Origin of the sequence: Bacteroides sp. 2_2_4, assembly GCF_000157055.1 — a bacterium.
Classification (GTDB): Bacteria; Bacteroidota; Bacteroidia; order Bacteroidales; family Bacteroidaceae; genus Bacteroides; species Bacteroides ovatus.
The window spans coordinates 38,904-61,500 of record NZ_EQ973374.1; the positions used below are offsets into that span (position 1 = coordinate 38,904).

The 22,597-nt window shown below is 43.2% G+C and carries 35 protein-coding genes and 1 pseudogene; 22 read left to right on the top strand and 14 right to left on the bottom strand.

Features of this window, described 5'->3' with window-relative positions; translation table 11 throughout:
• From BSCG_RS01870 to BSCG_RS30955, 4 genes are all read left to right on the top strand, one after another.
• Positions 1-724, top strand: a 724-nt coding sequence (locus BSCG_RS01870) for a toprim domain-containing protein (protein ID WP_317218675.1), incomplete at its 5' end; no start/stop codon positions are given.
• Positions 721-1,224, top strand: a complete 504-nt coding sequence (locus BSCG_RS01865) for a DUF3872 domain-containing protein (protein ID WP_004291525.1) — start codon at positions 721-723, stop codon at positions 1,222-1,224. The genes BSCG_RS01870 and BSCG_RS01865, both read left to right, overlap by 4 nt.
• Positions 1,221-1,748, top strand: a complete 528-nt coding sequence (locus BSCG_RS01860; RefSeq protein ID WP_004291526.1) for a glycoside hydrolase family protein — start codon at positions 1,221-1,223, stop codon at positions 1,746-1,748. The genes BSCG_RS01865 and BSCG_RS01860 overlap by 4 nt, the downstream gene beginning before the upstream one ends.
• A 64-nt stretch (positions 1,749-1,812) precedes the next feature.
• Entirely contained in the window at positions 1,813-2,202 is a 390-nt protein-coding gene (locus tag BSCG_RS30955) for a hypothetical protein (RefSeq protein ID WP_008777435.1), read from the top strand.
• A gap of 33 nt (positions 2,203-2,235) precedes the next feature.
• Here BSCG_RS30955 and BSCG_RS01850 read toward each other — a convergent pair whose 3' ends face one another.
• The 9 genes from BSCG_RS01850 to BSCG_RS30960 all read right to left on the bottom strand — a co-directional run bounded on the left by BSCG_RS01850 (position 2,236) and on the right by BSCG_RS30960 (position 6,153).
• A complete protein-coding gene (locus BSCG_RS01850; RefSeq protein ID WP_004304290.1) occupies positions 2,236-2,544 on the bottom strand; it encodes a hypothetical protein in 309 nt (102 codons plus the stop codon).
• 53 nt (positions 2,545-2,597) lie between these two features.
• Complete coding sequence (locus tag BSCG_RS01845; protein WP_004291529.1) at positions 2,598-2,843, bottom strand: DUF6956 domain-containing protein; 246 nt, start codon at positions 2,841-2,843, stop codon at positions 2,598-2,600.
• Positions 2,840-3,073: a DUF3873 domain-containing protein gene (locus BSCG_RS29170; RefSeq protein ID WP_004304291.1), complete on the bottom strand. Its 234-nt coding sequence runs from the start codon at positions 3,071-3,073 to the stop codon at positions 2,840-2,842. The genes BSCG_RS01845 and BSCG_RS29170 overlap by 4 nt, the downstream gene beginning before the upstream one ends.
• Positions 3,074-3,092: 19 nt before the next feature.
• Positions 3,093-3,350 (bottom strand): hypothetical protein, encoded by a 258-nt coding sequence (locus BSCG_RS01840; RefSeq protein ID WP_004291531.1) that lies wholly within the window; start codon positions 3,348-3,350, stop codon positions 3,093-3,095.
• 24 nt (positions 3,351-3,374) lie between these two features.
• A complete protein-coding gene (locus BSCG_RS01835) occupies positions 3,375-4,706 on the bottom strand; it encodes a PcfJ domain-containing protein (RefSeq protein ID WP_004291532.1) in 1,332 nt (443 codons plus the stop codon).
• Positions 4,703-5,119 carry a PcfK-like family protein gene (locus BSCG_RS01830; protein ID WP_004291533.1) on the bottom strand — a complete coding sequence of 139 codons (417 nt, stop codon included), beginning with the start codon at positions 5,117-5,119 and terminating at the stop codon, positions 4,703-4,705. The genes BSCG_RS01835 and BSCG_RS01830 overlap by 4 nt, the downstream gene beginning before the upstream one ends.
• Before the next feature lie 13 nt (positions 5,120-5,132).
• Positions 5,133-5,354 (bottom strand): hypothetical protein, encoded by a 222-nt coding sequence (locus BSCG_RS01825; protein WP_004291534.1) that lies wholly within the window; start codon positions 5,352-5,354, stop codon positions 5,133-5,135.
• A gap of 11 nt (positions 5,355-5,365) precedes the next feature.
• Entirely contained in the window at positions 5,366-5,581 is a 216-nt protein-coding gene (locus tag BSCG_RS01820) for a hypothetical protein (RefSeq protein ID WP_004291535.1), read from the bottom strand.
• 161 nt (positions 5,582-5,742) lie between these two features.
• The gene (locus tag BSCG_RS30960) at positions 5,743-6,153 is read right to left on the bottom strand and encodes a hypothetical protein (RefSeq protein ID WP_004291538.1); all 411 of its coding nucleotides are present in this window, start codon (positions 6,151-6,153) and stop codon (positions 5,743-5,745) included.
• 106 nt (positions 6,154-6,259) lie between these two features.
• Between BSCG_RS30960 and BSCG_RS30965 the strand changes: the two genes are divergently transcribed.
• Positions 6,260-6,472, top strand: a complete 213-nt coding sequence (locus BSCG_RS30965; RefSeq protein WP_007567577.1) for a hypothetical protein — start codon at positions 6,260-6,262, stop codon at positions 6,470-6,472.
• A 256-nt stretch (positions 6,473-6,728) separates the two neighbouring features.
• Positions 6,729-7,796: a DUF2027 domain-containing protein gene (locus tag BSCG_RS01815; RefSeq protein WP_008777437.1), complete on the top strand. Its 1,068-nt coding sequence runs from the start codon at positions 6,729-6,731 to the stop codon at positions 7,794-7,796.
• 63 nt (positions 7,797-7,859) lie between these two features.
• Here the strand turns inward: BSCG_RS01815 and BSCG_RS01810 are convergent, their stop codons facing one another.
• The 3 genes and pseudogenes from BSCG_RS01810 to BSCG_RS01800 all read right to left on the bottom strand — a co-directional run bounded on the left by BSCG_RS01810 (position 7,860) and on the right by BSCG_RS01800 (position 9,468).
• Positions 7,860-8,216, bottom strand: coding sequence for a hypothetical protein (locus BSCG_RS01810; protein WP_004316265.1), 357 nt, complete (start codon positions 8,214-8,216; stop codon positions 7,860-7,862).
• A gap of 293 nt (positions 8,217-8,509) precedes the next feature.
• A pseudogene (locus BSCG_RS01805) lies at positions 8,510-8,737 on the bottom strand (lysine exporter LysO family protein); the annotation flags it as partial.
• Positions 8,738-9,168: 431 nt separating this feature from the next.
• Positions 9,169-9,468, bottom strand: coding sequence for a hypothetical protein (locus BSCG_RS01800; protein WP_008777440.1), 300 nt, complete (start codon positions 9,466-9,468; stop codon positions 9,169-9,171).
• Between the two features lie 71 nt (positions 9,469-9,539).
• Here BSCG_RS01800 and BSCG_RS01795 point away from each other — a divergent pair, with 71 nt between their 5' ends.
• Genes BSCG_RS01795 through BSCG_RS01785 form a run of 4 tightly spaced genes read left to right on the top strand, consistent with a single transcriptional unit; the run spans position 9,540 to position 10,629 of the window.
• Positions 9,540-9,842: a hypothetical protein gene (locus BSCG_RS01795; RefSeq protein WP_008659523.1), complete on the top strand. Its 303-nt coding sequence runs from the start codon at positions 9,540-9,542 to the stop codon at positions 9,840-9,842.
• A gap of 23 nt (positions 9,843-9,865) precedes the next feature.
• Entirely contained in the window at positions 9,866-9,997 is a 132-nt protein-coding gene (locus tag BSCG_RS30795; protein WP_004323451.1) for a hypothetical protein, read from the top strand.
• 27 nt (positions 9,998-10,024) lie between these two features.
• Positions 10,025-10,354 carry a hypothetical protein gene (locus BSCG_RS01790; RefSeq protein ID WP_004308738.1) on the top strand — a complete coding sequence of 110 codons (330 nt, stop codon included), beginning with the start codon at positions 10,025-10,027 and terminating at the stop codon, positions 10,352-10,354.
• A gap of 14 nt (positions 10,355-10,368) precedes the next feature.
• Positions 10,369-10,629, top strand: coding sequence for a hypothetical protein (locus BSCG_RS01785; protein WP_004308737.1), 261 nt, complete (start codon positions 10,369-10,371; stop codon positions 10,627-10,629).
• Positions 10,630-10,698: 69 nt separating this feature from the next.
• Here BSCG_RS01785 and BSCG_RS30800 read toward each other — a convergent pair whose 3' ends face one another.
• Positions 10,699-10,821, bottom strand: coding sequence for a hypothetical protein (locus tag BSCG_RS30800; protein WP_255323241.1), 123 nt, complete (start codon positions 10,819-10,821; stop codon positions 10,699-10,701).
• A gap of 506 nt (positions 10,822-11,327) precedes the next feature.
• Here BSCG_RS30800 and BSCG_RS01775 point away from each other — a divergent pair.
• From BSCG_RS01775 to BSCG_RS01750, 6 genes are all read left to right on the top strand, one after another.
• On the top strand, positions 11,328-11,708 hold the full coding sequence (locus tag BSCG_RS01775; RefSeq protein WP_004308735.1) for a single-stranded DNA-binding protein: 381 nt from the start codon (positions 11,328-11,330) through the stop codon (positions 11,706-11,708).
• Positions 11,709-12,195: 487 nt separating this feature from the next.
• Positions 12,196-12,723 (top strand): hypothetical protein, encoded by a 528-nt coding sequence (locus BSCG_RS01770; RefSeq protein ID WP_004308734.1) that lies wholly within the window; start codon positions 12,196-12,198, stop codon positions 12,721-12,723.
• A gap of 466 nt (positions 12,724-13,189) precedes the next feature.
• Positions 13,190-13,504, top strand: coding sequence for a hypothetical protein (locus BSCG_RS01765; protein WP_004308733.1), 315 nt, complete (start codon positions 13,190-13,192; stop codon positions 13,502-13,504).
• A 418-nt stretch (positions 13,505-13,922) separates the two neighbouring features.
• On the top strand, positions 13,923-14,423 hold the full coding sequence (locus tag BSCG_RS01760) for a DUF4313 domain-containing protein (protein ID WP_007218096.1): 501 nt from the start codon (positions 13,923-13,925) through the stop codon (positions 14,421-14,423).
• 490 nt (positions 14,424-14,913) lie between these two features.
• The gene (locus BSCG_RS01755) at positions 14,914-15,168 is read left to right on the top strand and encodes an LPD11 domain-containing protein (protein ID WP_004313639.1); all 255 of its coding nucleotides are present in this window, start codon (positions 14,914-14,916) and stop codon (positions 15,166-15,168) included.
• A gap of 471 nt (positions 15,169-15,639) precedes the next feature.
• Positions 15,640-16,320, top strand: coding sequence for a hypothetical protein (locus BSCG_RS01750; protein ID WP_004308730.1), 681 nt, complete (start codon positions 15,640-15,642; stop codon positions 16,318-16,320).
• 368 nt (positions 16,321-16,688) lie between these two features.
• Here the strand turns inward: BSCG_RS01750 and BSCG_RS01745 are convergent, their stop codons facing one another.
• Positions 16,689-17,333, bottom strand: coding sequence for a recombinase family protein (locus tag BSCG_RS01745; RefSeq protein WP_004308728.1), 645 nt, complete (start codon positions 17,331-17,333; stop codon positions 16,689-16,691).
• Between the two features lie 235 nt (positions 17,334-17,568).
• Between BSCG_RS01745 and BSCG_RS01740 the strand changes: the two genes are divergently transcribed.
• The 6 genes from BSCG_RS01740 to mobV all read left to right on the top strand — a co-directional run bounded on the left by BSCG_RS01740 (position 17,569) and on the right by mobV (position 22,591).
• The gene (locus BSCG_RS01740; RefSeq protein WP_004323439.1) at positions 17,569-18,618 is read left to right on the top strand and encodes a hypothetical protein; all 1,050 of its coding nucleotides are present in this window, start codon (positions 17,569-17,571) and stop codon (positions 18,616-18,618) included.
• A gap of 17 nt (positions 18,619-18,635) precedes the next feature.
• Complete coding sequence (locus BSCG_RS01735) at positions 18,636-19,082, top strand: hypothetical protein (RefSeq protein WP_004308726.1); 447 nt, start codon at positions 18,636-18,638, stop codon at positions 19,080-19,082.
• A 10-nt stretch (positions 19,083-19,092) separates the two neighbouring features.
• A complete protein-coding gene (locus BSCG_RS01730; RefSeq protein WP_008640424.1) occupies positions 19,093-19,488 on the top strand; it encodes a hypothetical protein in 396 nt (131 codons plus the stop codon).
• On the top strand, positions 19,485-20,042 hold the full coding sequence (locus tag BSCG_RS01725; RefSeq protein ID WP_004308724.1) for a hypothetical protein: 558 nt from the start codon (positions 19,485-19,487) through the stop codon (positions 20,040-20,042). The genes BSCG_RS01730 and BSCG_RS01725 overlap by 4 nt, the downstream gene beginning before the upstream one ends.
• 24 nt (positions 20,043-20,066) lie before the next feature.
• Positions 20,067-20,927: a hypothetical protein gene (locus tag BSCG_RS01720; protein ID WP_008640423.1), complete on the top strand. Its 861-nt coding sequence runs from the start codon at positions 20,067-20,069 to the stop codon at positions 20,925-20,927.
• Positions 20,928-21,133: 206 nt separating this feature from the next.
• Entirely contained in the window at positions 21,134-22,591 is a 1,458-nt protein-coding gene (mobV, locus tag BSCG_RS01715) for a MobV family relaxase (RefSeq protein ID WP_004323434.1), read from the top strand.
• Positions 22,592-22,597 lie beyond the last annotated feature (6 nt).

Here is a 22,597-nt window from a genome sequence, read left to right on the forward strand (position 1 = left end):
TTTGGGCAAGGGCGGCGACATCTTCACGCTTGCCGGGGAGTTTCTGCAAAGCGATGACTTCATGAAGCAAGCGAAGTTCATAGCGGAAGCCGCCAATATGACGGTTGCCGGATGGGAAAAGCCCGTCTATCTCTCGAAGCCGACCGAATCCGTTTTTGAGGATGTGGAGGTCGCTCCGCTGCTCCGCTCACTGCTGACGGAGTATTTAGAGGAACGGGGCATCCCTTACGCCATCGCATCCCGTCACTGCTGCCGCTTGAACTACGGTGTGCGTGGGAAACGGTATTTTGCCGTTGGCTTTCCGAACATGGCAGGTGGCTATGAAGTCAGAAGCCGATATTTCAAGGGTTGCATACCTCCGAAGTCTGTATCACTGGTAAAGGCGAATGACATCCCGGCTGACGAGTGCCTCGTGTTCGAGGGCTTCATGGACTTTCTCTCTGCCGTGACGCTTGGTGTAACCGGTAACGCTGACTGTCTTGTGCTGAACTCAGTCGCCAACGTGGAGAAGGCGGCGGGATTGCTGGACGGATACGGGCGCATCGGCTGCTTCCTCGACCGTGACGAAGCCGGACGGCGGACGCTTGCCGCACTTACCATGCGATACGGGGAACGTGTCACCGACCGTTCCTCCCTCTATGACGGTTGCAAGGACTTGAACGAGTACCTGCAACTGACAACGAAAAAACAGAAAAACAACCATCTAAAAATCGAAGAACAATGAACATACTGAACAACAGAAACAAGAGAACATCAATATTCAAGGCAGTGGCGTTATGCCTGATAGCCGCCATGTCATTCACCCTCGTGTCATGTGACGATGACATGGACATCCAGCAGTCCTATCCCTTCACGGTGGAGGTCATGCCCGTGCCGAACAAGGTAGTAAAGGGGCAGACAGTGGAAATCCGCTGTGAACTGAAAAAGGAGGGCGACTTTTCGGGTACGCTCTATACCATCCGCTATTTCCAGTTCGAGGGGGAAGGCTCGCTCAAAATGGATAACGGCATCACCTTCCTGCCTAACGACCGCTACCTGCTGGAGAACGAAAAATTCCGCCTGTACTACACGGCGGCGGGTGATGAGGCGCATAATTTCATCGTGGTGGTGGAGGATAACTTTAGCAACTCCTACGAACTGGAATTTGACTTCAACAACAGGAATGTAAAGGACGACGATCTTACCATCGTTCCCATCGGCAACTTCAGCCCCTTGTTGAAATGATGCGTGTATTCATGACAATGCTCTGTTCACTTCTGACGGTCTGTTCTGTGTCCGCGCAGATCAGCCGCCAAGAGGGAACGGACGGGCAGGCGGCAATCTACCGACTGCCGCTTATGGAACGTGCTTTTTTATGCTGCCGCTACTTTGAAGGCTGGCACTCAGAAAAACACTACCCATACGTCGGTTGGGGTCACAAACTTTTGCCAAACGAGAAGTATTCGGCACGAACCATGACAAAACGGGATGCGGATGAACTTTTGCGGAAAGACCTGCGCAAATTTGTCGCCATGTTCCGTAAATTCGGGGTTGATTCGATTTTGCTTGGCACGTTAGCTTACAATGTGGGACCGGCGAAGCTGTTAGGCAGCAAAACAATCCCCAAAAGCACCTTAATCAAGAAGCTGGAAGCTGGTGACAGGAACATCTACCGTGAGTATATAGCCTTCTGCAACTACAAAGGAAAACGCCACGCCATGCTGCTCAAACGGAGAAAGGCGGAGTTTGCGCTGTTGTATATCCCATAAAAGGACTGACAAAACTGGCAAAAGACGTGCCATATTTAACTTGGCACGTCTTTTGCTCTATCACTTGATAGATTATCGTAGGATTTTCTCGTTAATTGACATCGTTGAGCCATTTTTGCCTATCGGTTTCCAAATAACACTTCAAGTTGTAAGTGTTGTGAGAGCAATACAAAACATAGTTATTAACCATAAAAAGTATAGCGAAATTATGAAGAAAGTATTTAGGAAAATTCAGAAAGGAACAACAAAAATGATTGAACGTATCAAATCGTTGGGGGAAATGGAGACGAAGCAGAAATGTGTAGTTCAACGGTTCGAGATTATCATTCCCCTCCACCAAAAAATAACGACCCAATATATAGCCTCCGCAAGTTTTACTTGCGGNCTTTTTAGTTATCGCAGATTGGACAAAGGTTTCTTTGCTACTTTCTTTGTCCGCCATCATGCTCACTGAAAGAAAGTAGGGCGGCTCTCGCCGCCCCGCCACTCAAAAGCGTGTGTAAAGTCCCGTCACCATCGTGAACATTTCCTCCAGCATATCAAAATAGATACCCTCGTGTACGGCAATGTCCTTTGTCTTGCACTCAAAGGTCTTTTTGCTGAACGTCCTGCGGTAGAAGCGCATATTGTAGAGGTCTGCCCCTTCGTCATAGATGATGTCAAGGCGGTTGGCACTTGTTTTGTTCCTTGCAAGGCTCATCCGTAAGCCGTTGCCCATATCTATGAAATCACGGCTACCTGTCATGGCGGTGAAGCGTTTTCCGCCTATCTGCTGTAATATCGTCTTGGCTATCATATCTTTTGTTTTTAGGGTTTTAAGTATTGGCGGTGCGGACACCGCCATCCCGTTCAAAATTCTCGCATTTCGGAAATGGGGGTCTGCCGTTGTAGCCACTCTTTCACACATTCCATATTGTACTCGCTCGTGATGACTGCCGTATGGCTGTCGGTGGCGGTGAAACGTGTGCTTTCGTAATCATCTATCCACCCCTTGAGGGTGTCCGTTCCCCACGCTCCGGTATCGTCAAAGATACCGTCCAATGCCGTGATAGGTTCGCTGAACTTGACTATCAGCGTTTGATAGGTCGTGTTCATAGTCTGTCCTCCTTTCCCTTCTTTGCGTTCAGCCACTTGTCCCGTGCGGCTCGGCACTCGTCCAACGTGGGTTTGACACAAGAGAACAATTCTCTGTCTATGGGGTGGCGGTAGTCGTACTGCACAAGTGTCCGCCTGCGTCTTCCGATACCCGATTGGAAACGCTCGTATTTCTCCGTACCTGCTTCCGCGCAGGTGCTTACTCCGTTGATGGTCATTCGTGTTGTCATAATGTTGCTTTTTAGATGGTTAAAAATGTACTGACAGAACTCTGTTCTTCATCACCATTTCGGGGTTGCTTGTGTAGCGTTGGTGCAGGTAGAAATGGTGTGAGCCGAAGCCGTAAAGGAAAAACTTGTCAAGTTCGTGCTTCTCGGCAAACTCCTTTACGCTCTTTCTCAATTCCCCCTCACTCGTTGTGAGAGTGAGGAGGTTCACAAATTCAAGGAACATCGTGGGGATTGCATCATCCCACACACAAATCATACTTTCAATTCTTACTTCCATATCAATGTTGTTTTAGGGGTTATGCTATGCCGCTTTCATCCGCTCACGGATAAGGTTGGCGTTCTTGTTCACAAGGTCTATGATGCGCTCGTGATATTCGGTGTCCTGGTTGTGCTTGCCGTGGCACTGCACCACTTCGAGGGTTCGCAAGTCCACCTCTACGGTTTCAATAATCTCATCGCCAATCCTTGCCGATAGTATGAGGGTGTCGGCTTTCTTGTAGTATCCACTGCCAAACACGCAGATGCCCTGCGTCTTGCCCTCGTTGTAATACTCGTCTATGCTTTCAAGCACCTTGACGATTATTTCCTCGTCCGTGATTACCAAGCCGAAGAATTTGGATTTGTTGGCGATGAAATCCTCCGCATCTTTCTTTCGTTGGAGTTGTCGCTGTTGCTCACGCTCACGCCTTTCAATCTCCCAACGGCGTTGCTCTGCGGCTCTTTCCTTCTCGTGTATGGCTTCAATTTTTCGGGTTGCGTTGTCGTGTGCCGCCATGAAATCTTCGGGACAGATGTTCTTCGGGTTACGGAGGTCTTGACCGAGTTTTTTGAGCATACGCAGATAGTCGCACCACATTGAGAGGTTGTCTATCTGATACTTGTGACGCTTGGCAATCAGATATGATGCCCAACATTCATCGGCAGTACGGGTATTGAAAAGAAAGTGTTTCATGACCTCAATCTCACCGCCTTTCATAAGGGTTTCAATTCTTGGGTCTGAAAGCAAGGCTTTGAAAAGACGCACGGGGGAGATGCCGTGGAAATCGCCCTTGAAGCCGTTACGTCTGAGTTGGGGCAATATCCTCATCTTTGGATATGCACAGCTTCTTGCCACCACATCATCGTATAGGCTGTTGTGCGGTCTTACCTCCATATCGCTGCCTAATGCCCACACATCGCAATAGCAGAAAAGGAAGCCACGGAGCAACGCCATGTCCGTAACCTTGCCGTCGGGTGAAATCCAACGCTGCACGACCTCGTGGCAGTAGAAACGCATCGGTTCGCCTTTCCTGCTCTCGCATCTGACCTGCGCCACGCGGATTACCTGATACCCTTTGCAGGTGGTTATCACGCTGAAATTCTGCGTTTCCTTGTAGATGCGTCTGCGTGTGTCCTGCACTTTGAGTTCGGCATGGCATTTGGGGCAGGTGCAGCCTTCAAGGGTGTCGCATAGTCCGCTGTCGCTGTGCCACTCGTGACCGCAGTCGGAACAGGTGATGTTCCCTTTCTTGGTGCGGTAGCCGATATGCTCAACGCAGTGGCGGTATGCCCAATCTATTTGTGTCGCTGATATGGGGCGAAGGTTGGCGGAAAGTCTTGCCACCTCTTTCTGTATCTTGGTCTTCGGTTTCATAAGCCTAAATCAAATAATGAGGGTTGGGGTTGGTTTTCTTTTCTCGCTGACGGTCTGTGGCGGTTCTGCAACTTGCGGAGTTCCTCCTCTTGGTATTTGCGGACAGCGTTCTGACGTGCCTCCGCCTTTTCCTCTGCCGTGAGTTTCACAACGTGGTTCACAACCACTTGGCAGTCCATCGGTTTGCCCACCTCTATCTCGTTTTCCTCATAGTAGTGGATGGCTTGCCCGAATATCTCTCCGTCCGTGAAACCGTTGCAACCGCTTTTCTGCACATAGTTCAGAATGTGGGTCACGCACTCGTCCATGTTCTTGGCAGGGTTGCGGTACTTCTTTGCAAATAGCGCATCTTCCTCCGCACGCTGTTCCAAGTACATATATATCGTTCTCTTGAAATGGTCTGTTCCTTTCATATCGCTGTCATTTTTAGATTATCTGTTTCAGTATCTCTCTCCAATAGGTCGGCTCTACCTCGCTGAGAAGGAAGTCCATGAAATCCCTCCGTGCGTCCTTGTTCAGTTCGTGGTACAATCTTCGGAAAGTTTCAAAATTGCCGTTGATGTACGTTTCCACCATATACACGAAGATGTTGTCCACCTCGTAATATCTGCACTGCTGCGCTGCCGTCTTGCTGTTTCTTTTTGCCATGTCGGTAAGGGTTAAAGGGTGAATAACCAAAGGATGAAGCCAAAGAAGGCAATGGTGGAAAGGATAGCCACGATTACACCTATCGCCACTCGGAACACTCCGTTTACAATCTCTCTGATGATGCCCCAAAGGATGCCGAACACCCCGAAGGCGGTGCGCATCATCAAGCCGCATATCGCCAACCCGATGTGTTGCGCCATTTGTCTGAAATTTGCCGTTGCCGTCATATCTTCGCTGTTTTTGATTTTTTTGTTTTTAATGCGGATTCAAGAGCTGAGGGAGTTGAGTTTCAAACTATCTTATCTGCCTCTCGTTTATCCGACATTTTTTTTATGCGTCTTTCTGTCGCATCGGTCGTTTTCGTTTCGGGTGCTTGAAAAGGTAGGGATTAGGGAATGCAAGGTTTTTCGGTCAAAATACTACCCGCAGGGCTGGAGATTTTTACCGAAAACAGGAGGCTTGACCTTGCTTTCCCGTCCAATCCCGGAATTACCTTTGCGCCCAGAACGAAAATGACTGACTGATGCGGCTTACTGAAAGGCGCAAAATGGAGGTAAACGAAAACAGAGGCAGATTGTGTAGAAAAAAACTTCAGGGGAAAATCCGTAAAAAAAAGAATCACCAAAAGGAAAAAGACATCACCGGAAGCGTGAAAAGGGCAAACCACAACAAAGGAAGTATGATTGTTTCCGATCCGACGGAACTTGTTCAGCCGGGTGGCAACAATCATTCTTCCCGGTTTGTCCGGCTGTGTGTGGGCGCCTGTTTCATTCATGGGGCAGGCTGACACACTCTGCATTCACTTTCCGCTTCCGGCAAAAGAGACAGCGAAAAAAGAAAAATCATTTGAAAACCCGTAAAAGCACCTCTTGGCATAGGCGCAAAAGAAAGGGGCATTGCTTCATCTGTCTAAACATCGTTTAGGCGTGAGGCAATGCCCTTTTCTCCAGCTATGCGGTAGTCGGCACACGTTTGTTCCAAACTCGTTTTGGGCAATGGTGTGCCGACGGACAATACCGCTTTTACGGAAAATTCTTATGAATGAGGGGATAAAAAACGGGAGTTTATATCAAAATCTCGAATTAAATAGCTACTTTTGCATACGAAGAGTTCTTTGAAGGTTACGCAACGCGCAGAAGGATAATGCAGTAGATAACTAACTAAATCGTAACCTATTACTATCAAGAGCAATTAACCTACGCTCATTTCCAATAAATTACACTCTTTTCGTAACTTCCGTATGCAAAGTTACAATAAAAAGAGGAATAAAGGCAGACGGTTTGTTTTTAGAACCGAATCTCCATTTAATTTCATAGAAATCTCTATCTTTGTTACTCGTTTTTTTGAGTTTGAATTTTAATTGGATATACAATAATGAAAATAGGAGATAAAGTACGCTTTCTTAGTGAGGTAGGCGGTGGAATCGTAACTGGATTCCAGGGAAAGGATTTTGTGTTGGTAGAAGATGCAGATGGGTTTGATATTCCAATGCCGATACGCGAGTGTGTCGTGATTGAAACAGATGACTATAATATGAGGCGTAAACCCGGTTCGTCTGCGTCGAAACCGGAAGAACCTGTTAAACCGGTAAAACCGGAGATGCCTGTTATTCAACGTCAGCCGGAGGTGCGTGGAGGAGATACTTTGAATGTATTTCTGGCTTATGTGCCCGAAGACGCAAAAGCGATGATGACTACTCCTTTTGAAACTTATCTGGTAAATGATAGCAATTATTATTTGTATTACACTTATTTGAGTGCAGAAGGAAAAGCATGGAAGAACCGTTCGCATGGTTTGGTGGAGCCTAATACAAAATTGCTGTTGGAAGAGTTCACCAAAGATGTATTGAATGATATGGAGCGGGTGGCTGTTCAGTTGATCGCTTTCAAGGACGGTAAGCCTGCGGCTATCAAACCTGCTGTTAGTGTGGAGATACGGATCGATACCGTGAAGTTCTATAAACTTCATACCTTTAGCGATTCTGATTTCTTTGAAGAACCGGCTTTGATTTATGACATTGTGAAAGATGATATGCCTGCCAAACAAGTATATGTTTCGGCGGAGGAGATTCAAAAGGCTTTGTTGCAGAAGAAGTCTGTAGATAAACCGAAGTCACAACCTATTGTGAAACCAAACCATACTACTCATGGCGGAAAGAGCGGAATTATTGAAATAGATCTTCATATTGATTCTTTGCTGGATGATACTCAAGGGATGGGCAATGCTGAAATACTGAATTATCAATTGGATAAGTTTCGCGAAGTGATGGAAACTTATAAGAATAAGCGTGAACAGAAGATTGTCTTTATTCACGGCAAGGGAGATGGGGTACTTCGAAAGGCTGTCATTGATGAATTGAAACGGAAATATAGTAATTGCCGTTATCAGGATGCTTCTTTCCAGGAATATGGGTTTGGGGCTACGATGGTAACTATTAAATAATAGTATAAAAAAAGTGGAAGCCAACCGGCTTCCACCCTCTCTCTCTTTTACATATTAATCATTTTACTTATTCAGTTCAATACCTTTATTCTGTAAAGTGATATTCATCAAAGCTGCATACTTGGCGTACTGTTCAGCACTAAGAGTCTTTCTCATCAGTTTCAAGTTACCATAAACAGCGTTGCGCAATTTTGCTTCTTTATCTTTCTTCGCTGTTGTGGCTCTTGACATCTGTGTGGAGAAATAATCGCAAATATTGGCTACTTCTTCACTCTGATCGGAGTTTAACTTTAAATATTTGCCTAGTTTACTTACATTGATGTTACCTTCCCATTTTGCAGTTGTAGGCTGATTTCCGGCTGCAAATGTTGAAGCAGCAAGGCAGAGCGCTGCCACTAATGTTAATCCTAAACGTTTCATAATACCTACTTTTTTAATTGTTATACCTAAAAACTATTCCTAAAAACAAATCTAATACCTATTGAAAATACTGTCTAAGCGCTTAGTTTTTTCTTTTTACCTATGCAAATATAAGAATATGTTTTATAGCATAAAAATAAAGAAAAGGAAAAGATTCTTTTTAGGCTGATTTCTTGATGTAAGTCAAGAGATGATCTGCTTTTTGATATAAAAATACCTTTTTATGAAACATTTTTGTAATACGTGTGCGAAAACGATAGTAGAGTATTTCTCTATTTTAGGACTTATTGCTGTTAAAATGATATTGAGCAAAGGAATGTGACTAGGAACGGAACGCTGAAATCGACAACAAAGCCATGGAAGATGGAAATGATTACAAATTCCTTTCCCGAATATCGGGTAATGATAGGAAGAGTGGTATCCATCGTTGTGGCTCCACCAACAGAAATAGGAGCTAGCTTTCCAAAATATTTCACTAATAAGGGTGCACACAGCAAAGCGATAATTTCACGCATAATATTGAAAATATTCTTAACCATCTTAAAAATACACACTTAAATATTTTATAATCAATATATTATAAGAAAGGTGATTTTAATGAAGAAACAAATAAGGAACAAAAATAGGAATTAAAGTGATTTCTCATTTTTCTATTTGCACTCTGTTTCTTTCTTTTCGTTTGTTTGCTTTCAGAGTGCATTCCGAGCAATTTTATCTGCTCTCATCATTCGAAGAATTTGCTCCTAACTTTAACTAACAAATTATTTGCAGCTCATAAAGAGAATACAAATTATTATCTCTTGAAGTTGTATTGCTTGTAGCAAAGATAATCTTTTTTGTACAGGCAGCCAAAAATGCCTGCCTATATTTAGTTTAATTTAGTTTAGCATATATAAGGCTAACAAACTAAACCAAACTGGATTTTCATGTTACTTTTTGTGATTTTCCCATTCTACCCATACAGCCAAAAGAGAAGATAAGCTCTTGCCTCTTTTCTCTTTTCGCTGCGATACTCTTTTACTTCATAGCCACCTTTTACACACATCCGTACCGAGCAAACTCCCACATGCTCGCATATCAACTTTCGGTCTGCCCGATGGGAATTGTGTCGCAAAGGTATTTGCCATGTCTTTATTGTATGCAAGGTTGTAACCTGAAGGTTCACTACAAAATCTCCACGCTCCGCTTCGCAGAGGTAGTATTTTGTAGTGAAACCCTGCATACATAGCCATGCCACCTGTTGAAGCGACATAATTTCAATCAAGCCCGAAAGTAAGTGAAATGCTACAGGAGGGAAAGTAACAAACTTAAAACTTGGTATTTATGGCAAATTATGCAACCAACATTTTCCACGCAAGAACGGAAAATAAAACAGACCTCGACAAAATAGAGGCTTTCTTGGATGACACTTTCAGCGAATTTACCAATCGATATGGTGATAGTGTAGATGCAGAATTTTCCTCTCGTTGGGTGTATCCAGAAGAAGAAATCAAAAAATTGGTAGAATCGTTGGAGGACAAAGATAAAGTCTATATCAAGATTCTAACCTATGAATTTGAAGACGAGTACGTGAGCTTTAGAATATTCTCTCAGGGAGAATGGAAGGTCAAATTAATAACTGAATGAGTAGAAGAAGATAAAGTAAAATTATGGTCTATCCTACACTTTGCTTATTCTATAAGAGACACACGGATGGAACGATTGTCGGTGATTTCGACAACAAAATCACTGTTCGTTTCATCTGTGGCAAAGAGAGAGTATTAAATACTGTGATGAAGTAATTTTTACAATTTTACAACATAGAAACCATGACACAGATAGCAATGAAATTCGTCCAATGGGATGTGCCCGAATTGGAAAAACTGAAAGATAGCAAGGTTTACAAATTACGGGAACGTCTTGATAATGGCGACAAGTTGAGTCGGGAAGAAAAGAACTGGCTCACCCGCAATGTGAAAGAGTGCTGCCATTTCAAAAGAGGTATCGCTTTAATGGGCTACCGTTTTGACTTCTCCGATGTTCTCAAACGGTATTTCGTGAAACAACACGGACATATTGCCGAATATTATACCATTGACAAAACCGCACTACGTTCTGTCCTATATGGTCGAATTGAAGATATAATCGAAGTACAATAAAAATCAAAAGAAGCATGAAAGTAACAATTGAACACAGCTTTTGCCCCTATTGTGACGAGGTAACTGAACTTTATTTCCGAATCATTAACACGATTCTTTTTTCTGGCAATGAGGCGGAATTGCGTGAAAGCATGAGACAGTTGGAGAAAAAAACTCCACTTGATGAATATTTCACATACGGTTACGGTGCACGACACCTTTGGGTTTGCCAGCGACGTCCCAGCGACAAAACCAAAATATTCGAGCATCGTATTATGATGGTTGAATTTCAATGACACCTTGGACAAATATCATCGACTGGCTGGAATGGAATCACCCATTTCAGCCTTACTTCCATTTTCCTTTTATAACTTTTTCTTTTGGCTGCGCCACTCCCTTTTGTAGAAACCAGCCATTCGCACAAAGCGAATTGGAAACCACTTTGTGAAAAGTCTGGTTCTTCCTGCCGTTTTTCCTTCCAGTTCCATTTTTTTTTCGATGCGGATATCACTATCCTCCAAGGATGGGCTACCTACGCTTCTGTCCACTCTTGGCTGACACATTCCTTATGCAGTGGCCTTTTTTCTGATTGGATGGTATTCTGTTTGTTACAGTCTCAATTCAAGCCAGGCATGTCTCGCTTTGGCTTTGCTATTCTTCACTGACTTTCGGACGGATGTCTCGCCTTTGTGCCGACATTTGGATTTGCTCTTTTTCCTTATCATTACCGGTTTACTTGTTTCCCATTTTCCATAATCGCTTTTTATCGAAGCAATCATCATTTTTCCTCTGCAAAGATAGTATGCCGACGGGAACGACATGGTTGTCTTGACCAATGGCGTAGCCGCTTCAATCTTCCTTTATCGAGCCTTCGATTTTACCTGTGGCTAAAAATAAAGCGTATTGACGCGCTATCCTTGGTGCATCCCTTAAACGACATCTACTTTTTAGGCAGTGTAAAAATTGATTTAATAACTTCTAAAAGCAATTCAACATGAAAAAGATTGAAAACAATTTCACAGTAACCGGATTCTTAGGTAAAGACGCTGAAATCCGAGAGTTCACCAACAGCAGTGTCGCACGTTTCCCATTGGCCGTAAGCCGTCAGGAAAGGAATGCCGAGGAAACCAACCGCATTTCAGCCTTTATGAATATTGAGGCTTGGCGTAAAAACGAGAATACTGGGTCATTCGACCAACTGACCAAAGGTACGATGCTCACCATTGAAGGCTACTTTAAGCCTGAAGAGTGGACCGACAAGGTCGGTGTGAAGCACAATCGTGTTGTTATGGTGGCTGTCAAGTTTTATCCTCCTATCGAAAAGGAGGATGTTCCTGAAAAGCCGGTAAAGCCCGTGAAAAAAGGCAAAAAATAATTCTTGCCTTATCATGAACAAAGCGATCTTTTGGTCGCTTTTGTTTTGCTCATGACCGGATTAATACGCATCATACTTTTATAAGTGACTGTTGCGATGCCAAGCTCCAAATGAAATCTTCACCCGGTAATACTGTTATACTTAGCTCCACTTGATGAACAGGCAGATTACGATTTTCAATAGAAAAAAGAAGACTCTCTCAATTCCATACCTCTGAGCAGCTTTCCAGTCCCTCTTATAACCATATTTCTTCCCAAAAGTGAGGTTACGTCCGCCGTCCATTAATTTTACAGTGCGAAGTTAAGTCGGACGTGAACCTGCAAGGCGCGTTTCATTTGCAGTCAATGCCGTTCAAATGAAATCCTTCGGATTCCGCTTCCTCCTTGCATTGTTCCCTTCTTCCGCCTTGTGGTTTGCACGTAAAATCAAATCCCACCGGACGAGGTAAAAGCCTCTGAAGGGAAGGGAAAATAAAAAATTAGAATGTATGAAACAAATAATTTGGTCAAGTGATGCTCTATTGGATGAAACAGCAAGAGAGTATTATCAAAATTTCAAGCGAGAAGAACTGGACGATGATGCCTACAAGGTCAGCGATGAAGAGTGGTCGGACGAAGTGTATAATGAATTGGGGGATGAGCGGCAGAACCTAAACAAGGATGTCAATGGAGTCATTATTGCATTTGGAGATTTAGGATTGTGGAACGGACGCAAACAAGGCTATCAAATTTTGGGTGACAACATTGCCGGGATATTACAATCTACACAGTATGATGCAGAGTGGTACGGTGACGGCTACGATATACGAGGCCGTATGTCGCACCATGATGGCACGAATTATGTTTTGTACCGTGTCGCTGAAAATCGTGACGACGCAGAACGGATTGCCGCAAAAATCTACAACTATGAAATTGACGAGAATGGTTTTCGCCAAGTTACACGTTCCCTCCACCCCTATGTGGCCGCAGTGTATGGCTGGAAAACTCTACAGGACAACCTCGTTCAGGTAAAATAGCCTGTAACCTGTACTTAAACAAATGCCGTAACGCTTTCTCAAGAGGCTGTTACGGCACTTGTGTTTTATGCCGTATATATTCTGCATAAAATGTGGTGGGAAACTATTCCTTTTTACACATTTATGAATGTTCCCGCCCAACTGTTGTAGGTGGCCGCTTGTGCCAGTTTCCTTTTTTAGACTCCGGCCCTCCTTTATAGCCCCATCCAGCTACCCCCCTATATTTCTATCCCGCAAGCCTGGTTATTTCCCTGCAAAATTCGATTGCCGGCTGTCCGTCCTGTCAAGGACCGCTGACACTTGCTGCTGTAAAATCTTCCTCTCCGAAATATCGAAGAGTGTATTTTCCGCATCCTCCTTGCCCGTTCTGGCCGCCAATCCCGTGGGCAGAAAAATAATCAACCTTTCGGTACAGGAAGTATCGAAGGGAAATAAATAAAATATTAATCTTAAAATTTGAGGCATTATGACATTCAGAGAATTTATGTTAGAGAACGGTTATGAATTGCAAACAACCTTTTGGAATGATTTTTCCATTGCTGACCGATTTGGTCTTTCGGCGATACAGGACACTTTCAACCGTGCTTTTAAGGAGTGGAAAGAGAACTACAAGTATCTCACGGAACTGGTTTTAGTGCTTAACCATAAGATATGGCAGTATTATGAAACAAGGCCGGAAATTGCGACATTGTATAATACCCTTTGGGCACAAGCCAGTCAATATGCAATGGAGTATCTGAAAGATGACGAGCTAAGCTATTATTATGATGTAACGGATTAAATGTCCCAGCTCCTCCCACAGGAACAAAAGAAAGCCGGCTTTTGTCGGCTGCTCTTTGTGGTCATTCCCTTTTTTATCACTCCGTTTTACCCTTGTATAAAACGAAATTATTTCGTTTCAGGCTGCTACCAGTCAGGACTTGTTTTTTCCTGTGCAAAGGTATTGCCACGGAAAAACATTCAAGTACCGCTACGCTATTTGAACACAATTTTTCAGTAGCTTTCCCGATTTTCAATCGCTCAAATGTCGTATACGCTCCATACCGCAACTGTAAAAATTCTGTCCAAATTCCTTGCCTGCTTTTCCTTAAAGGCAATCTTGAATGCACGTAAAAATCAAATCCCGACTGGAGAAGCCTAAAGGCTTCCGAAAAAAGGGAAAAAAAGAACATGATGTTTAATAGCTAAATTTTAAAAGTATGGAAATTCAATTTGTGATTGTTCGTTCAGAAAATGCAGAGTATTTGTGTCACAATGTAAATGGAACGTATGTGGATGTCAGCGACCCATCAACAGAATTTGTTTCTGGAGAGGATGATTTTCGCTTGGTAGAGCCGGACAGCTCCCTAACGCGGAAAGAATACGAGTTTCGTGGAGAACGCTTTTATCTCATGCCTCAATTTTATGGCAATGGCTGGTTAGCACTTACTTTGCAAAGTGTGGAAGATGAAACAGAGTATATCGTGCTATCCGTCAATTTGGAGAGCATGGATGCACTCGATTTGCCAGACCGTACATTTATTGATGTGAATCATTATCCGGATGCAATGGAGTTTCTGGAGACAAATAATTTAGCGACCTATTCAGGTTACAAGCGTAGAAGCGGATTTGTGGAATATCCAATGGCGGTATTGAATCTTCCTTTGCTTTATCAGCACGCCCCGCAGATTTTCCAAGAGGCGAATATCGAATGTTTTTAAATGGTTTTCTGAAAGTATGGTACTGATGACTACCAAAGAGATACCGTATCGGTTAAATCCTATCGGTATGGTATCTTCTTTTGCCCGAAGACAGGTGGCATCCCCCTTTTTTACAGATTGCTCCGTGCCCACTTTTTTAATTTCCTTGTTTCCCTTTTATAGCAGCGTAACTGCCTGCTTCTCTTTTACAGCCCTTATGTAATGAATGTTGATGTTTCCTGTCGTTATCCAGACTTTCGCCCGGTCTTGTTTTCGTGTGCAAAATTACGGCGAACGAACGCTATCCAAGTATCGCTACGCTATCCGAAATGAAATTTGACGTAATCTTCCTAAATCATAGATTTCGGTATTCATAAAATTTCATTTCCGATTCCTTGCACTGCGTTCCTGCTTCGTCGTTTGGGACGCACATGAAAAACAACCCTTCCGGCAAAGTCGAAAGACTTGAAAAAAGGGAAAATAAAAAACTTAATTAAAAACGAAAACGAGTATGACAATAGAAGAAGTATTACAGCACGATTTAAAATTCAGGTATATGTTATTGGGGCGTTTGCAAGCCGACTGTGAATATTATCTTGGCTTTGGAAACAAAAGTTCTCGTCGTTTGTGGGCTGGTTCTGAAAAGGCACAAATTGAATACATGACGAAAATTCACGACAGCTTCCGAGAAAACGAAAAACCCGAATGGCTGACAATGGAGCAAATCAAAGAATACAGCAATGCTATGGAAGTAACACAAGAATAATTCAAAAAAAATACCGTAATAATCTTTAACGGAGGTGTTGCGGTATTACAGTATTACAAATAAGGGTCGGAGTTTGAGAACATACCCTCTTATAATTGAGAGGGTAATAATAGTCCCTCTTTTATAATTATATCATTCTATTCCTTTTTTATATTTCTGCAAAAGGAATAGCATTCTTCTTTTATATTAATTATTTTTCATTTTATCTCCCATCTATTCTTCATCCTATCACCGGTTTGGTTTTATCAAATGCAAAGGTCGGCTATCGCGCTTGATCCTGCTACTTGAAGTGTATTTCTTACAAAATTCTTCCTTCCTGCGCAAGAGTAATTTGGCAAGAAAAGTTGCCGTATGAAGCTGTATCGACATCCGTTTACCGCATCCATAAATCCCAAAACGGTTCAATCAGTAAAGAACCGACAATATGGGAAATAAAAGTTAATACTAACCAATTCTTTAAACATTAAAATCATGCCTAATTATGTAACAAACCGTTTAGAAATAAACGCAGACAGAGAAACAGTACAAAATGTGATGGATTTCTTAAAAGGAAAAACTGATGAAGACAGTACGCCTTGCTATATTGACTTCAACAACATTATCCCTATGCCAAAGGACTTACTGATAGAAGCGTCCACTTCTGGGGAATTTGGTATGCAGTATATCATAGCACAGCAACGTAAACCGTTCAATTCACAGGACGACCTGAAAGTCATTCAATGGATGGAAATTCAGGAGGAAAAAGTCAGGGAAGAAGCATTACAACTTGGAATGACATATCTGAGAAACTGGGGAAAATACGGTTATCCTACTTGGTATGAATGGTCTATTGCCAACTGGGGTACAAAATGGAATGCCTTTAATCAGAATTTTGAAGAACCGAACGTGCTTTGGTTTGATACGGCTTGGGAAGGTGTGCCTCTGCTTATCCAAACACTCTCCGAGATATTTCCGGACGTCGAGTTTCAATATGCCTATGCGGATGAAGACCTTGGTTCCAACGTGGGCAAAGGGACTATCCGAAATGGAGAAACCGACATGACATTCCCCGATAACGGAAGTAACGAAGCCTTTGAAATTGTCTTTTTCGTAAAACCGGGATTAGAGGAATACTTGGAACTGACAGACGAGGGGTATAGGTGGAAAGCCTAAACATCTCCGGACAGACAATATCTGACATGTATTCAGGGTATATCTCAACCGATATATCCTGGATTCCTGTTGCCGGAAGCTCCGTTTATATTTATTCCATTCCACTTCCTTTTTACAATTTCACGCCTCTTGAACCAGTCTTTTTTGACCGTATTTACCCATCCCTTGGCTGGCCTACTTATCATCTTTGAAGCTGCTTTTACTGAAACCGCCAAACACGCCCTTCAAGAGCTTGCCGACAACCCAGAATACCAGCAATACAATTATAATATCTCCCATAAGTCTTACTTTTATAGTTTTAACAATAATAAAAATACAAAATAATAACCGAAAAACAAATATACGATCCTGATTATCTGAAAATTCTATCAGGAGTTACCTTCATTTGTTCCGTCCTCTTTCGGGTTCTGTTTGACACGCGGACCGCTGGTTTGGCCACGATCAAGTTTTACGCCATATTTATTGAGTATGCGCCAAATAGAACTTTTGCTGCTAAAACCGCTTGCAGCCCAAATGTCATCGAAAGAATGCCCGTTGATATACATATCCACGATTGTCTTATCTCGTTCAGCTTTAGGTAATACCTTCGGCACAGCCGGGGCTTTGATATTCTGGCGTAACTTCTCGACATGAGCGGAATATTTTCGTAGTGCGGCAATTTCTTCCGGAAATGCCCCTATTATCCACAACACATCGGCTGCTGTCGTACCGGGGAATAATTCACCGCGAGTATCAACTCTGTCATGAATGGATATGACACGTACAATTTTGATACGGCATAGTTCGATGAACGCGGCCAGTTCTCTTAAACCGCGTGCAGCATTGCTGAATTTGGATATGACTATTTCATCGCCCCTTTGAAGATTCGCCATAAGCTGTTTCCACATAGGTCTCAATGTTTCATGTTCAACTGTTTCCTCTACGATTTGTACACAACCATATCGCTGCATCCATTCTCTCTCAGCATCAAAACTGTCATTATTTTCCTTGAATATATAGCCAACTTTTGCCATTTTAATATACACTGTTTTGATAACAAGTGCAAATATAGCACTTTCATTTTAATCTAAAATCATATCGTGGCAAAAATCTCGCTAAATCCTTTTTTTAGCTTTTTTTCTTGCACTTGTTTTCATTGATAATCATATTATTAATATGATACCAAAAATTATACTAAATGCGATATAAAAGGGCTTTTACAATAAAAATAATATATAGATTTGCATCGTTAAATATGAATTGTTAAATATGAAAATTTTAAAATCATACTACAAGACTCCATCATTTTTGACTGGAAGATGTATCGTTTCATTGGCCATATTGGGCCTGATATCATGCAGCGATAGAAATGGCAAATCATTGTCTGAAGCTACGAACGATCCTGCCGGAATATACAGGGAGTACTTGTACAATATACGACGTCAGAAAGATTCCTCATTTCAAGTATTGACCAAGCATATCCTACAATGGCAAACAGTAAAAGACTCTGTTTTTAGGTATCTCCGGAATGATACGCTCAGCCACCCCCATTCCAATCAGCGTGAAGAGTGTATCAGACTGCATGATTCTATCCGCACTGAGTTCTCACGCTTAGCCCTCTCAAAGACGCGTACTTATCAGGAACTTTTGGCTCTCAAAGGAGAGTTCTCACCTTATAACAATGATGAGGAACTGCATCATGCCGCTGGAGAAATCCGCCCGTTTTTCAACTCACTGGATAATCTTCCGCTTCATAAGGGTAACAAAGAGGAAATCCTTGCGGCTTACCGTATGTTACTGACCCGAACTATCCGTAACGGCATACATAGCCGCAATGAACTGATTACTTATATCACTAAAGAAGATGCTATATTCCGTGCGTTCCTCTCTCACTTGCACGATTTCGAAGGTGAGAGTATGGCTGACATCACACGTGGTACTGAACAGTGTTGTTCGCAGATATTCTTTGCCGCTGAGAGAAAGGAGATTACCTATCGGGAGGCTATGCTTTATTTGACAATGCGCACCAATCGTCGCCAAATACAAAATATGCAGATTTGTATAGAAGATGTTCGGAACAAAAAAATCAAGACTTCTTCGCAAGCACATGCTTATATATGGATGCTTATCCACCCTTATACTTCATTGGACGGATTCTCTATGACATTGCTTTCCGATAAAGAACGGAAACAACTTGACAGGATGGCGGCACAGACACCTGTGGCGTTCAAAACCTTGAGCCGAATCCTGCAATCGGAAAGTGGTCAACTGACTGAACTGCCAGGAATGCTTATGGATATTTTCATACAGACGCTCTAACAATATAAAAAATGAATATGTTACGACATTTTTTCAATGACTTTATGACATTTGTCCCTCTGCAACTACCGCAACTACTCGATGTGACGACAATGGAGGAAGCACAATTCTACGGTGACTACGCCCTACTGACCTTCCCGCTACGCGACCCTTACGATTTGGAGGAAGTGATGGATCTGTTTGAGGACGATATGGAGCTTATAACTCTCTACCACCACATCCCCACGCACGCTGACAAATTCGGGCATAGCACCTGTGCATACTCCAACCCGGCATTTGGACAGATGTTCAAGATGAATTGCAAGACAGATGCAGACGGTAAGGTAAATAGCATTCTTGTCACCATCTATGATTCTCTTGAGCAGATGTACGGCGAGCTGTGCCTTGATTTGGATCTTCATTCCAAAAGTGGCACATTCAAGTATAAGAAGAACAAAGACGATCTCTTGATGGATTTCCTTTAATGGTCATGTTATGCGGGACACACTATACCGACAAATGGTTTATTGGATTAGGGAATACCGGACATGGATAGAGGTTGTTGATGACAATTTCTATAAGGAGTATGCTTTGTCAAGAAACGGATATATCAATTACATTGTTTCCCGCACGTTGGTACTGCGGGCTTACAAAGACAAAGGCTCATACGCCAAAGGCATGACATGGACAATTCCGGAACATAAACTGGATAAGGCATTGGCAGCCTACCGTAAGCAGGAGCATACGTTCAAGCAACGTATTAAGAAAGCAGCGATATACCTTTCACCGAGGGACGCCGAAGTTATCATCCTATTGGCCACCCACAATATTGTCCAATTAGAGTTGATGATATCCCCCATTCAAATACGCGAGAAACCCTATTATTTATGATTTGGAATATACTACAACTTATCTTCTGTATAACGCTTTTCGTATTGCCATTAGCATTGTACAAAAGCCACCGTTCTTTTATGGTAAGGTTCTACGATGCTATGATACACAGTGTAAAGGCTCGTAAACTATATGTACAGGTCGTATTGATTCTGCTATTGCTCTTCCACTATGTTTACATCAGCGGACATGTTGGCGAGTTCGGTGTTTTTCTTTCAACTGCTATCTGTGCCACTATATATTCATTTAGAAGAGCGGACAGATTGTTAAGAGGTTTATGTGACCGATCATGTATGTTTGTCATACTCTCATTGGTGGCTTTGGCCATCAGTTTTGTTCCACACTTGTACACAACGGCGGTAACTGCCGCCTATCTTCTTTTGGCTGCCCTGTTCTATCCCTCTGTTCGGGTTATGACCGAATTTCAGGACATAGGCATAATCTCTGAATGGATGAAATTCCCCAGACTATTAGCCGAAAGTTATTATGACCATCATCACGCGATATTGCCGCAAGATGCGGATAGCGGCAACACTGATATATCCGCACAATAGTAATAATTAAAAAATGAAATGAAAATGAAAACCAAGCAGAAAATAGCTGTCCCTATATTGGCAGACAGAGAAGTATTTGACTACCTCAAGGAGAAAGTCGGTGAACGAAAAACAAAGACAGAAGCCTTCTGTGATTTATTGGATAAATCTTTGGCAGGTTTTGTTTCCCCTTTTTTAAGGAACAAAGGCTACGAACTTCAACCCAACCAGTGCCACGTGACTGTTTCTGACCTTTCATCGGAATGGCATTGGCATAGGGCTACTGTCCGTTCTTTTTTGGATGTAATGGAAGAGTTCGGCTTGTTGAATCGCATCCGGCTTTCCAAAAGCGTCATCATTACCATGACTGTGCAAACCAGCCAATCCACGGAGTCTTGCAATGGACAGAAGAAGTTGAACCTTGCAGAACAGCTACGTGAGGCATTGTCCGATTGGATAATCGGCAAAGTGTCCCTTGACGAGATCGGAATCAAGTGTGAGCAACTTGTTCGTCGGGCAATGGATGAAGCTGGCATATGCGATAGCTGCCCATCTCCGGACAGTATCACTCGCATCAATCCGGCAGCGGATGATGATGAACGAGCTGTCAAGATTCGTATGGTAGCTTTGGAGTGCATTACATTTGCCGCTATACAACGGGCACTGCGTAAGTCGAGATTCGATGACAGTGCAGAGTTTATGGACTACTTCCGATTGGAATTGTATGGGGACTGGACAGGACTTATTGCAACTTCGAAAGGTATTGCCGGGCTTATTCTTGATGTAGATAGGGATGAAAATTCCGATTATGATGAAGATGACAGGGAGTTCCTTAAAACGCTTTTTAAGCCTTTTCTGGCATTTGCGGCAAAGGCACAGGAGGCAACGTATCAGATTGGAGGTTGAAAACAGAATGTATAACCGCAACAATCCACTTTTGTATCCAGTGAAGCCCCCCTGCCAGTTATAGAAGGCATCCGGGCTTGCCCGCCTGCCACGAACAAAGGGAAGGGGGAGCCTAATACCCCACCTGCCTGACGTTGGTGGGAAGGGTGTCCGAACAAGCAGCAAGCTGGGACACGGTAGATTGTCCGAAACAATATGAAAAACGTATGGCAAATCAAAAACAGGTACTCGACGTGCAGGTGTCGAAAGGGATTACCACCGCCCAAAGTAATGAACATCTGCGTGACCGTAGTGAAAAGGCAGAGAAGTACGCTATGAGTAAGGGAAATTATGATCCTACGCGTAAACGGCTGAACTTCGAGATTGCGCCCGGAGGTAAAATACATCCCATCGACACAAGCCGTAGCATTCCCAAACGGATGGCGGACATATTAAGTCACCGTGGAATCAAAGATCCTAATGAGGGGCTGCTCGAACCAAAATACCGCACGGTGGTAAATATCATCTTCGGCGGTTCACGGCAGCGAATGCAGGAACTTGCTTTCGGTACGCAACAGGTGGACTTTGAAAAAGGTGCGGACAATACCCGCATCGAACGGAAGCGTGACATTGAACGCTGGGCTAAGGATGTTTATTCATTCGTTTGTGGCAGATATGGTGAGCAGAACATCGCTGCATTCATTGTACATCTGGATGAATTGAACCCGCATATCCACTGTACGCTTCTGCCAATCAAGGATAGTCGCTTTGCGTACAAGGAAATCTTCGCCGGTAAGGATAAGTTTGAATATAGTGCAAGAATGAAACAACTTCATACGGACTTTTTCGCAGAAGTCAATACAAAGTGGGGAATGTCAAGAGGAACAAGCATATCCGAAACGGGTGCACGGCACAGAACGACTGAGGAATACCGCCGAATGTTGTCTGAAGAGTGTACAACAATCGAGGATAATATCAAACTCCATCAACAGGTATTGGGTGAACTTCAATCAGACATCCGGTTGGCAGAACGCAGAGTCAAAGGGCTTACGACAATGGTTAGCAATCTTGAAAAGCAGAAAACTGAAAAAGAAACCTTGTTATCGGCAGCCGAGTACAATTTAAAAGAAAACAAAGGCAATGCGGCAGAATTGGCAATCCAAATACAAATGTTGGAAAAAGAGCTGCAAGGAATCATCAGGCAACTGGCAGACAAGCAGGAAAAGTTGCAGACGGCTGACCGGCAACTCATCGAACTGAAAAAGGATATGGGAGCCATTGAAGAACGTACCGAAGAACTCAAAGAGGAGGCCTATCAATATTCCCGTGATGTACACTCCAAAGTGGATAGCTTGTTTAAAGACGTCCTACTGGAGAGTGTAATCAGCGAGTATCGTAACGCATCGGCACAAATGAATGTTTCAGAACGGCAGCTCTTTGACGGTTCACTGGTACAGTCTATCGCCGAGCGGGGTACGGAAATCATGCACTGTGCGACAATGCTATTTCTCGGAATGGTAGATGATGCCACTACATTTGCCGAATCACATGGTGGTGGAGGCGGAGGGAGTGACCTCAAATGGGGACGCGACGAGGACGAGGACAATCGAGCATGGGCACTTCGCTGTATGAGGATGGCGAGCCGCATGATGCGCTCGACTATCGGCAAGAAATCTAAACGGTAAATGGCA

Excerpts from the sequence above, each read along its gene's own strand:
- BSCG_RS30795 (WP_004323451.1), top strand. The coding sequence starts at position 9,866 with ATGGTCTATCCTACACTTTGCTTATTCTATAAGAGACACACGGATGGA.
- BSCG_RS01820 (WP_004291535.1), bottom strand. The coding sequence starts at position 5,581 with ATGACGGCAACGGCAAATTTCAGACAAATGGCGCAACACATCGGGTTG.
- BSCG_RS01790 (WP_004308738.1), top strand. The coding sequence starts at position 10,025 with ATGACACAGATAGCAATGAAATTCGTCCAATGGGATGTGCCCGAATTG.
- BSCG_RS01795 (WP_008659523.1), top strand. The coding sequence starts at position 9,540 with ATGGCAAATTATGCAACCAACATTTTCCACGCAAGAACGGAAAATAAA.
- BSCG_RS01810 (WP_004316265.1), bottom strand. The coding sequence starts at position 8,216 with ATGAAACGTTTAGGATTAACATTAGTGGCAGCGCTCTGCCTTGCTGCT.
- BSCG_RS01825 (WP_004291534.1), bottom strand. The coding sequence starts at position 5,354 with ATGGCAAAAAGAAACAGCAAGACGGCAGCGCAGCAGTGCAGATATTAC.
- BSCG_RS01730 (WP_008640424.1), top strand. The coding sequence starts at position 19,093 with ATGCGGGACACACTATACCGACAAATGGTTTATTGGATTAGGGAATAC.
- BSCG_RS01770 (WP_004308734.1), top strand. The coding sequence starts at position 12,196 with ATGAAACAAATAATTTGGTCAAGTGATGCTCTATTGGATGAAACAGCA.
- BSCG_RS29170 (WP_004304291.1), bottom strand. The coding sequence starts at position 3,073 with ATGACAACACGAATGACCATCAACGGAGTAAGCACCTGCGCGGAAGCA.
- BSCG_RS01775 (WP_004308735.1), top strand. The coding sequence starts at position 11,328 with ATGAAAAAGATTGAAAACAATTTCACAGTAACCGGATTCTTAGGTAAA.
- BSCG_RS01865 (WP_004291525.1), top strand. The coding sequence starts at position 721 with ATGAACATACTGAACAACAGAAACAAGAGAACATCAATATTCAAGGCA.
- BSCG_RS01860 (WP_004291526.1), top strand. The coding sequence starts at position 1,221 with ATGATGCGTGTATTCATGACAATGCTCTGTTCACTTCTGACGGTCTGT.
- BSCG_RS01800 (WP_008777440.1), bottom strand. The coding sequence starts at position 9,468 with ATGTCGCTTCAACAGGTGGCATGGCTATGTATGCAGGGTTTCACTACA.
- BSCG_RS01840 (WP_004291531.1), bottom strand. The coding sequence starts at position 3,350 with ATGGAAGTAAGAATTGAAAGTATGATTTGTGTGTGGGATGATGCAATC.
- BSCG_RS01720 (WP_008640423.1), top strand. The coding sequence starts at position 20,067 with ATGAAAACCAAGCAGAAAATAGCTGTCCCTATATTGGCAGACAGAGAA.
- BSCG_RS30960 (WP_004291538.1), bottom strand. The coding sequence starts at position 6,153 with ATGCAGAGTGTGTCAGCCTGCCCCATGAATGAAACAGGCGCCCACACA.
- BSCG_RS01740 (WP_004323439.1), top strand. The coding sequence starts at position 17,569 with ATGAAAATTTTAAAATCATACTACAAGACTCCATCATTTTTGACTGGA.
- BSCG_RS01745 (WP_004308728.1), bottom strand. The coding sequence starts at position 17,333 with ATGGCAAAAGTTGGCTATATATTCAAGGAAAATAATGACAGTTTTGAT.
- BSCG_RS01725 (WP_004308724.1), top strand. The coding sequence starts at position 19,485 with ATGATTTGGAATATACTACAACTTATCTTCTGTATAACGCTTTTCGTA.
- BSCG_RS01785 (WP_004308737.1), top strand. The coding sequence starts at position 10,369 with ATGAAAGTAACAATTGAACACAGCTTTTGCCCCTATTGTGACGAGGTA.
- BSCG_RS01765 (WP_004308733.1), top strand. The coding sequence starts at position 13,190 with ATGACATTCAGAGAATTTATGTTAGAGAACGGTTATGAATTGCAAACA.
- BSCG_RS01815 (WP_008777437.1), top strand. The coding sequence starts at position 6,729 with ATGAAAATAGGAGATAAAGTACGCTTTCTTAGTGAGGTAGGCGGTGGA.
- BSCG_RS01760 (WP_007218096.1), top strand. The coding sequence starts at position 13,923 with ATGGAAATTCAATTTGTGATTGTTCGTTCAGAAAATGCAGAGTATTTG.
- BSCG_RS01735 (WP_004308726.1), top strand. The coding sequence starts at position 18,636 with ATGTTACGACATTTTTTCAATGACTTTATGACATTTGTCCCTCTGCAA.
- BSCG_RS01750 (WP_004308730.1), top strand. The coding sequence starts at position 15,640 with ATGCCTAATTATGTAACAAACCGTTTAGAAATAAACGCAGACAGAGAA.
- BSCG_RS01845 (WP_004291529.1), bottom strand. The coding sequence starts at position 2,843 with ATGAACACGACCTATCAAACGCTGATAGTCAAGTTCAGCGAACCTATC.
- BSCG_RS01835 (WP_004291532.1), bottom strand. The coding sequence starts at position 4,706 with ATGAAACCGAAGACCAAGATACAGAAAGAGGTGGCAAGACTTTCCGCC.
- BSCG_RS30800 (WP_255323241.1), bottom strand. The coding sequence starts at position 10,821 with ATGGAACTGGAAGGAAAAACGGCAGGAAGAACCAGACTTTTCACAAAG.
- mobV (WP_004323434.1), top strand. The coding sequence starts at position 21,134 with ATGGCAAATCAAAAACAGGTACTCGACGTGCAGGTGTCGAAAGGGATT.
- BSCG_RS01755 (WP_004313639.1), top strand. The coding sequence starts at position 14,914 with ATGACAATAGAAGAAGTATTACAGCACGATTTAAAATTCAGGTATATG.
- BSCG_RS01830 (WP_004291533.1), bottom strand. The coding sequence starts at position 5,119 with ATGAAAGGAACAGACCATTTCAAGAGAACGATATATATGTACTTGGAA.
- BSCG_RS01850 (WP_004304290.1), bottom strand. The coding sequence starts at position 2,544 with ATGATAGCCAAGACGATATTACAGCAGATAGGCGGAAAACGCTTCACC.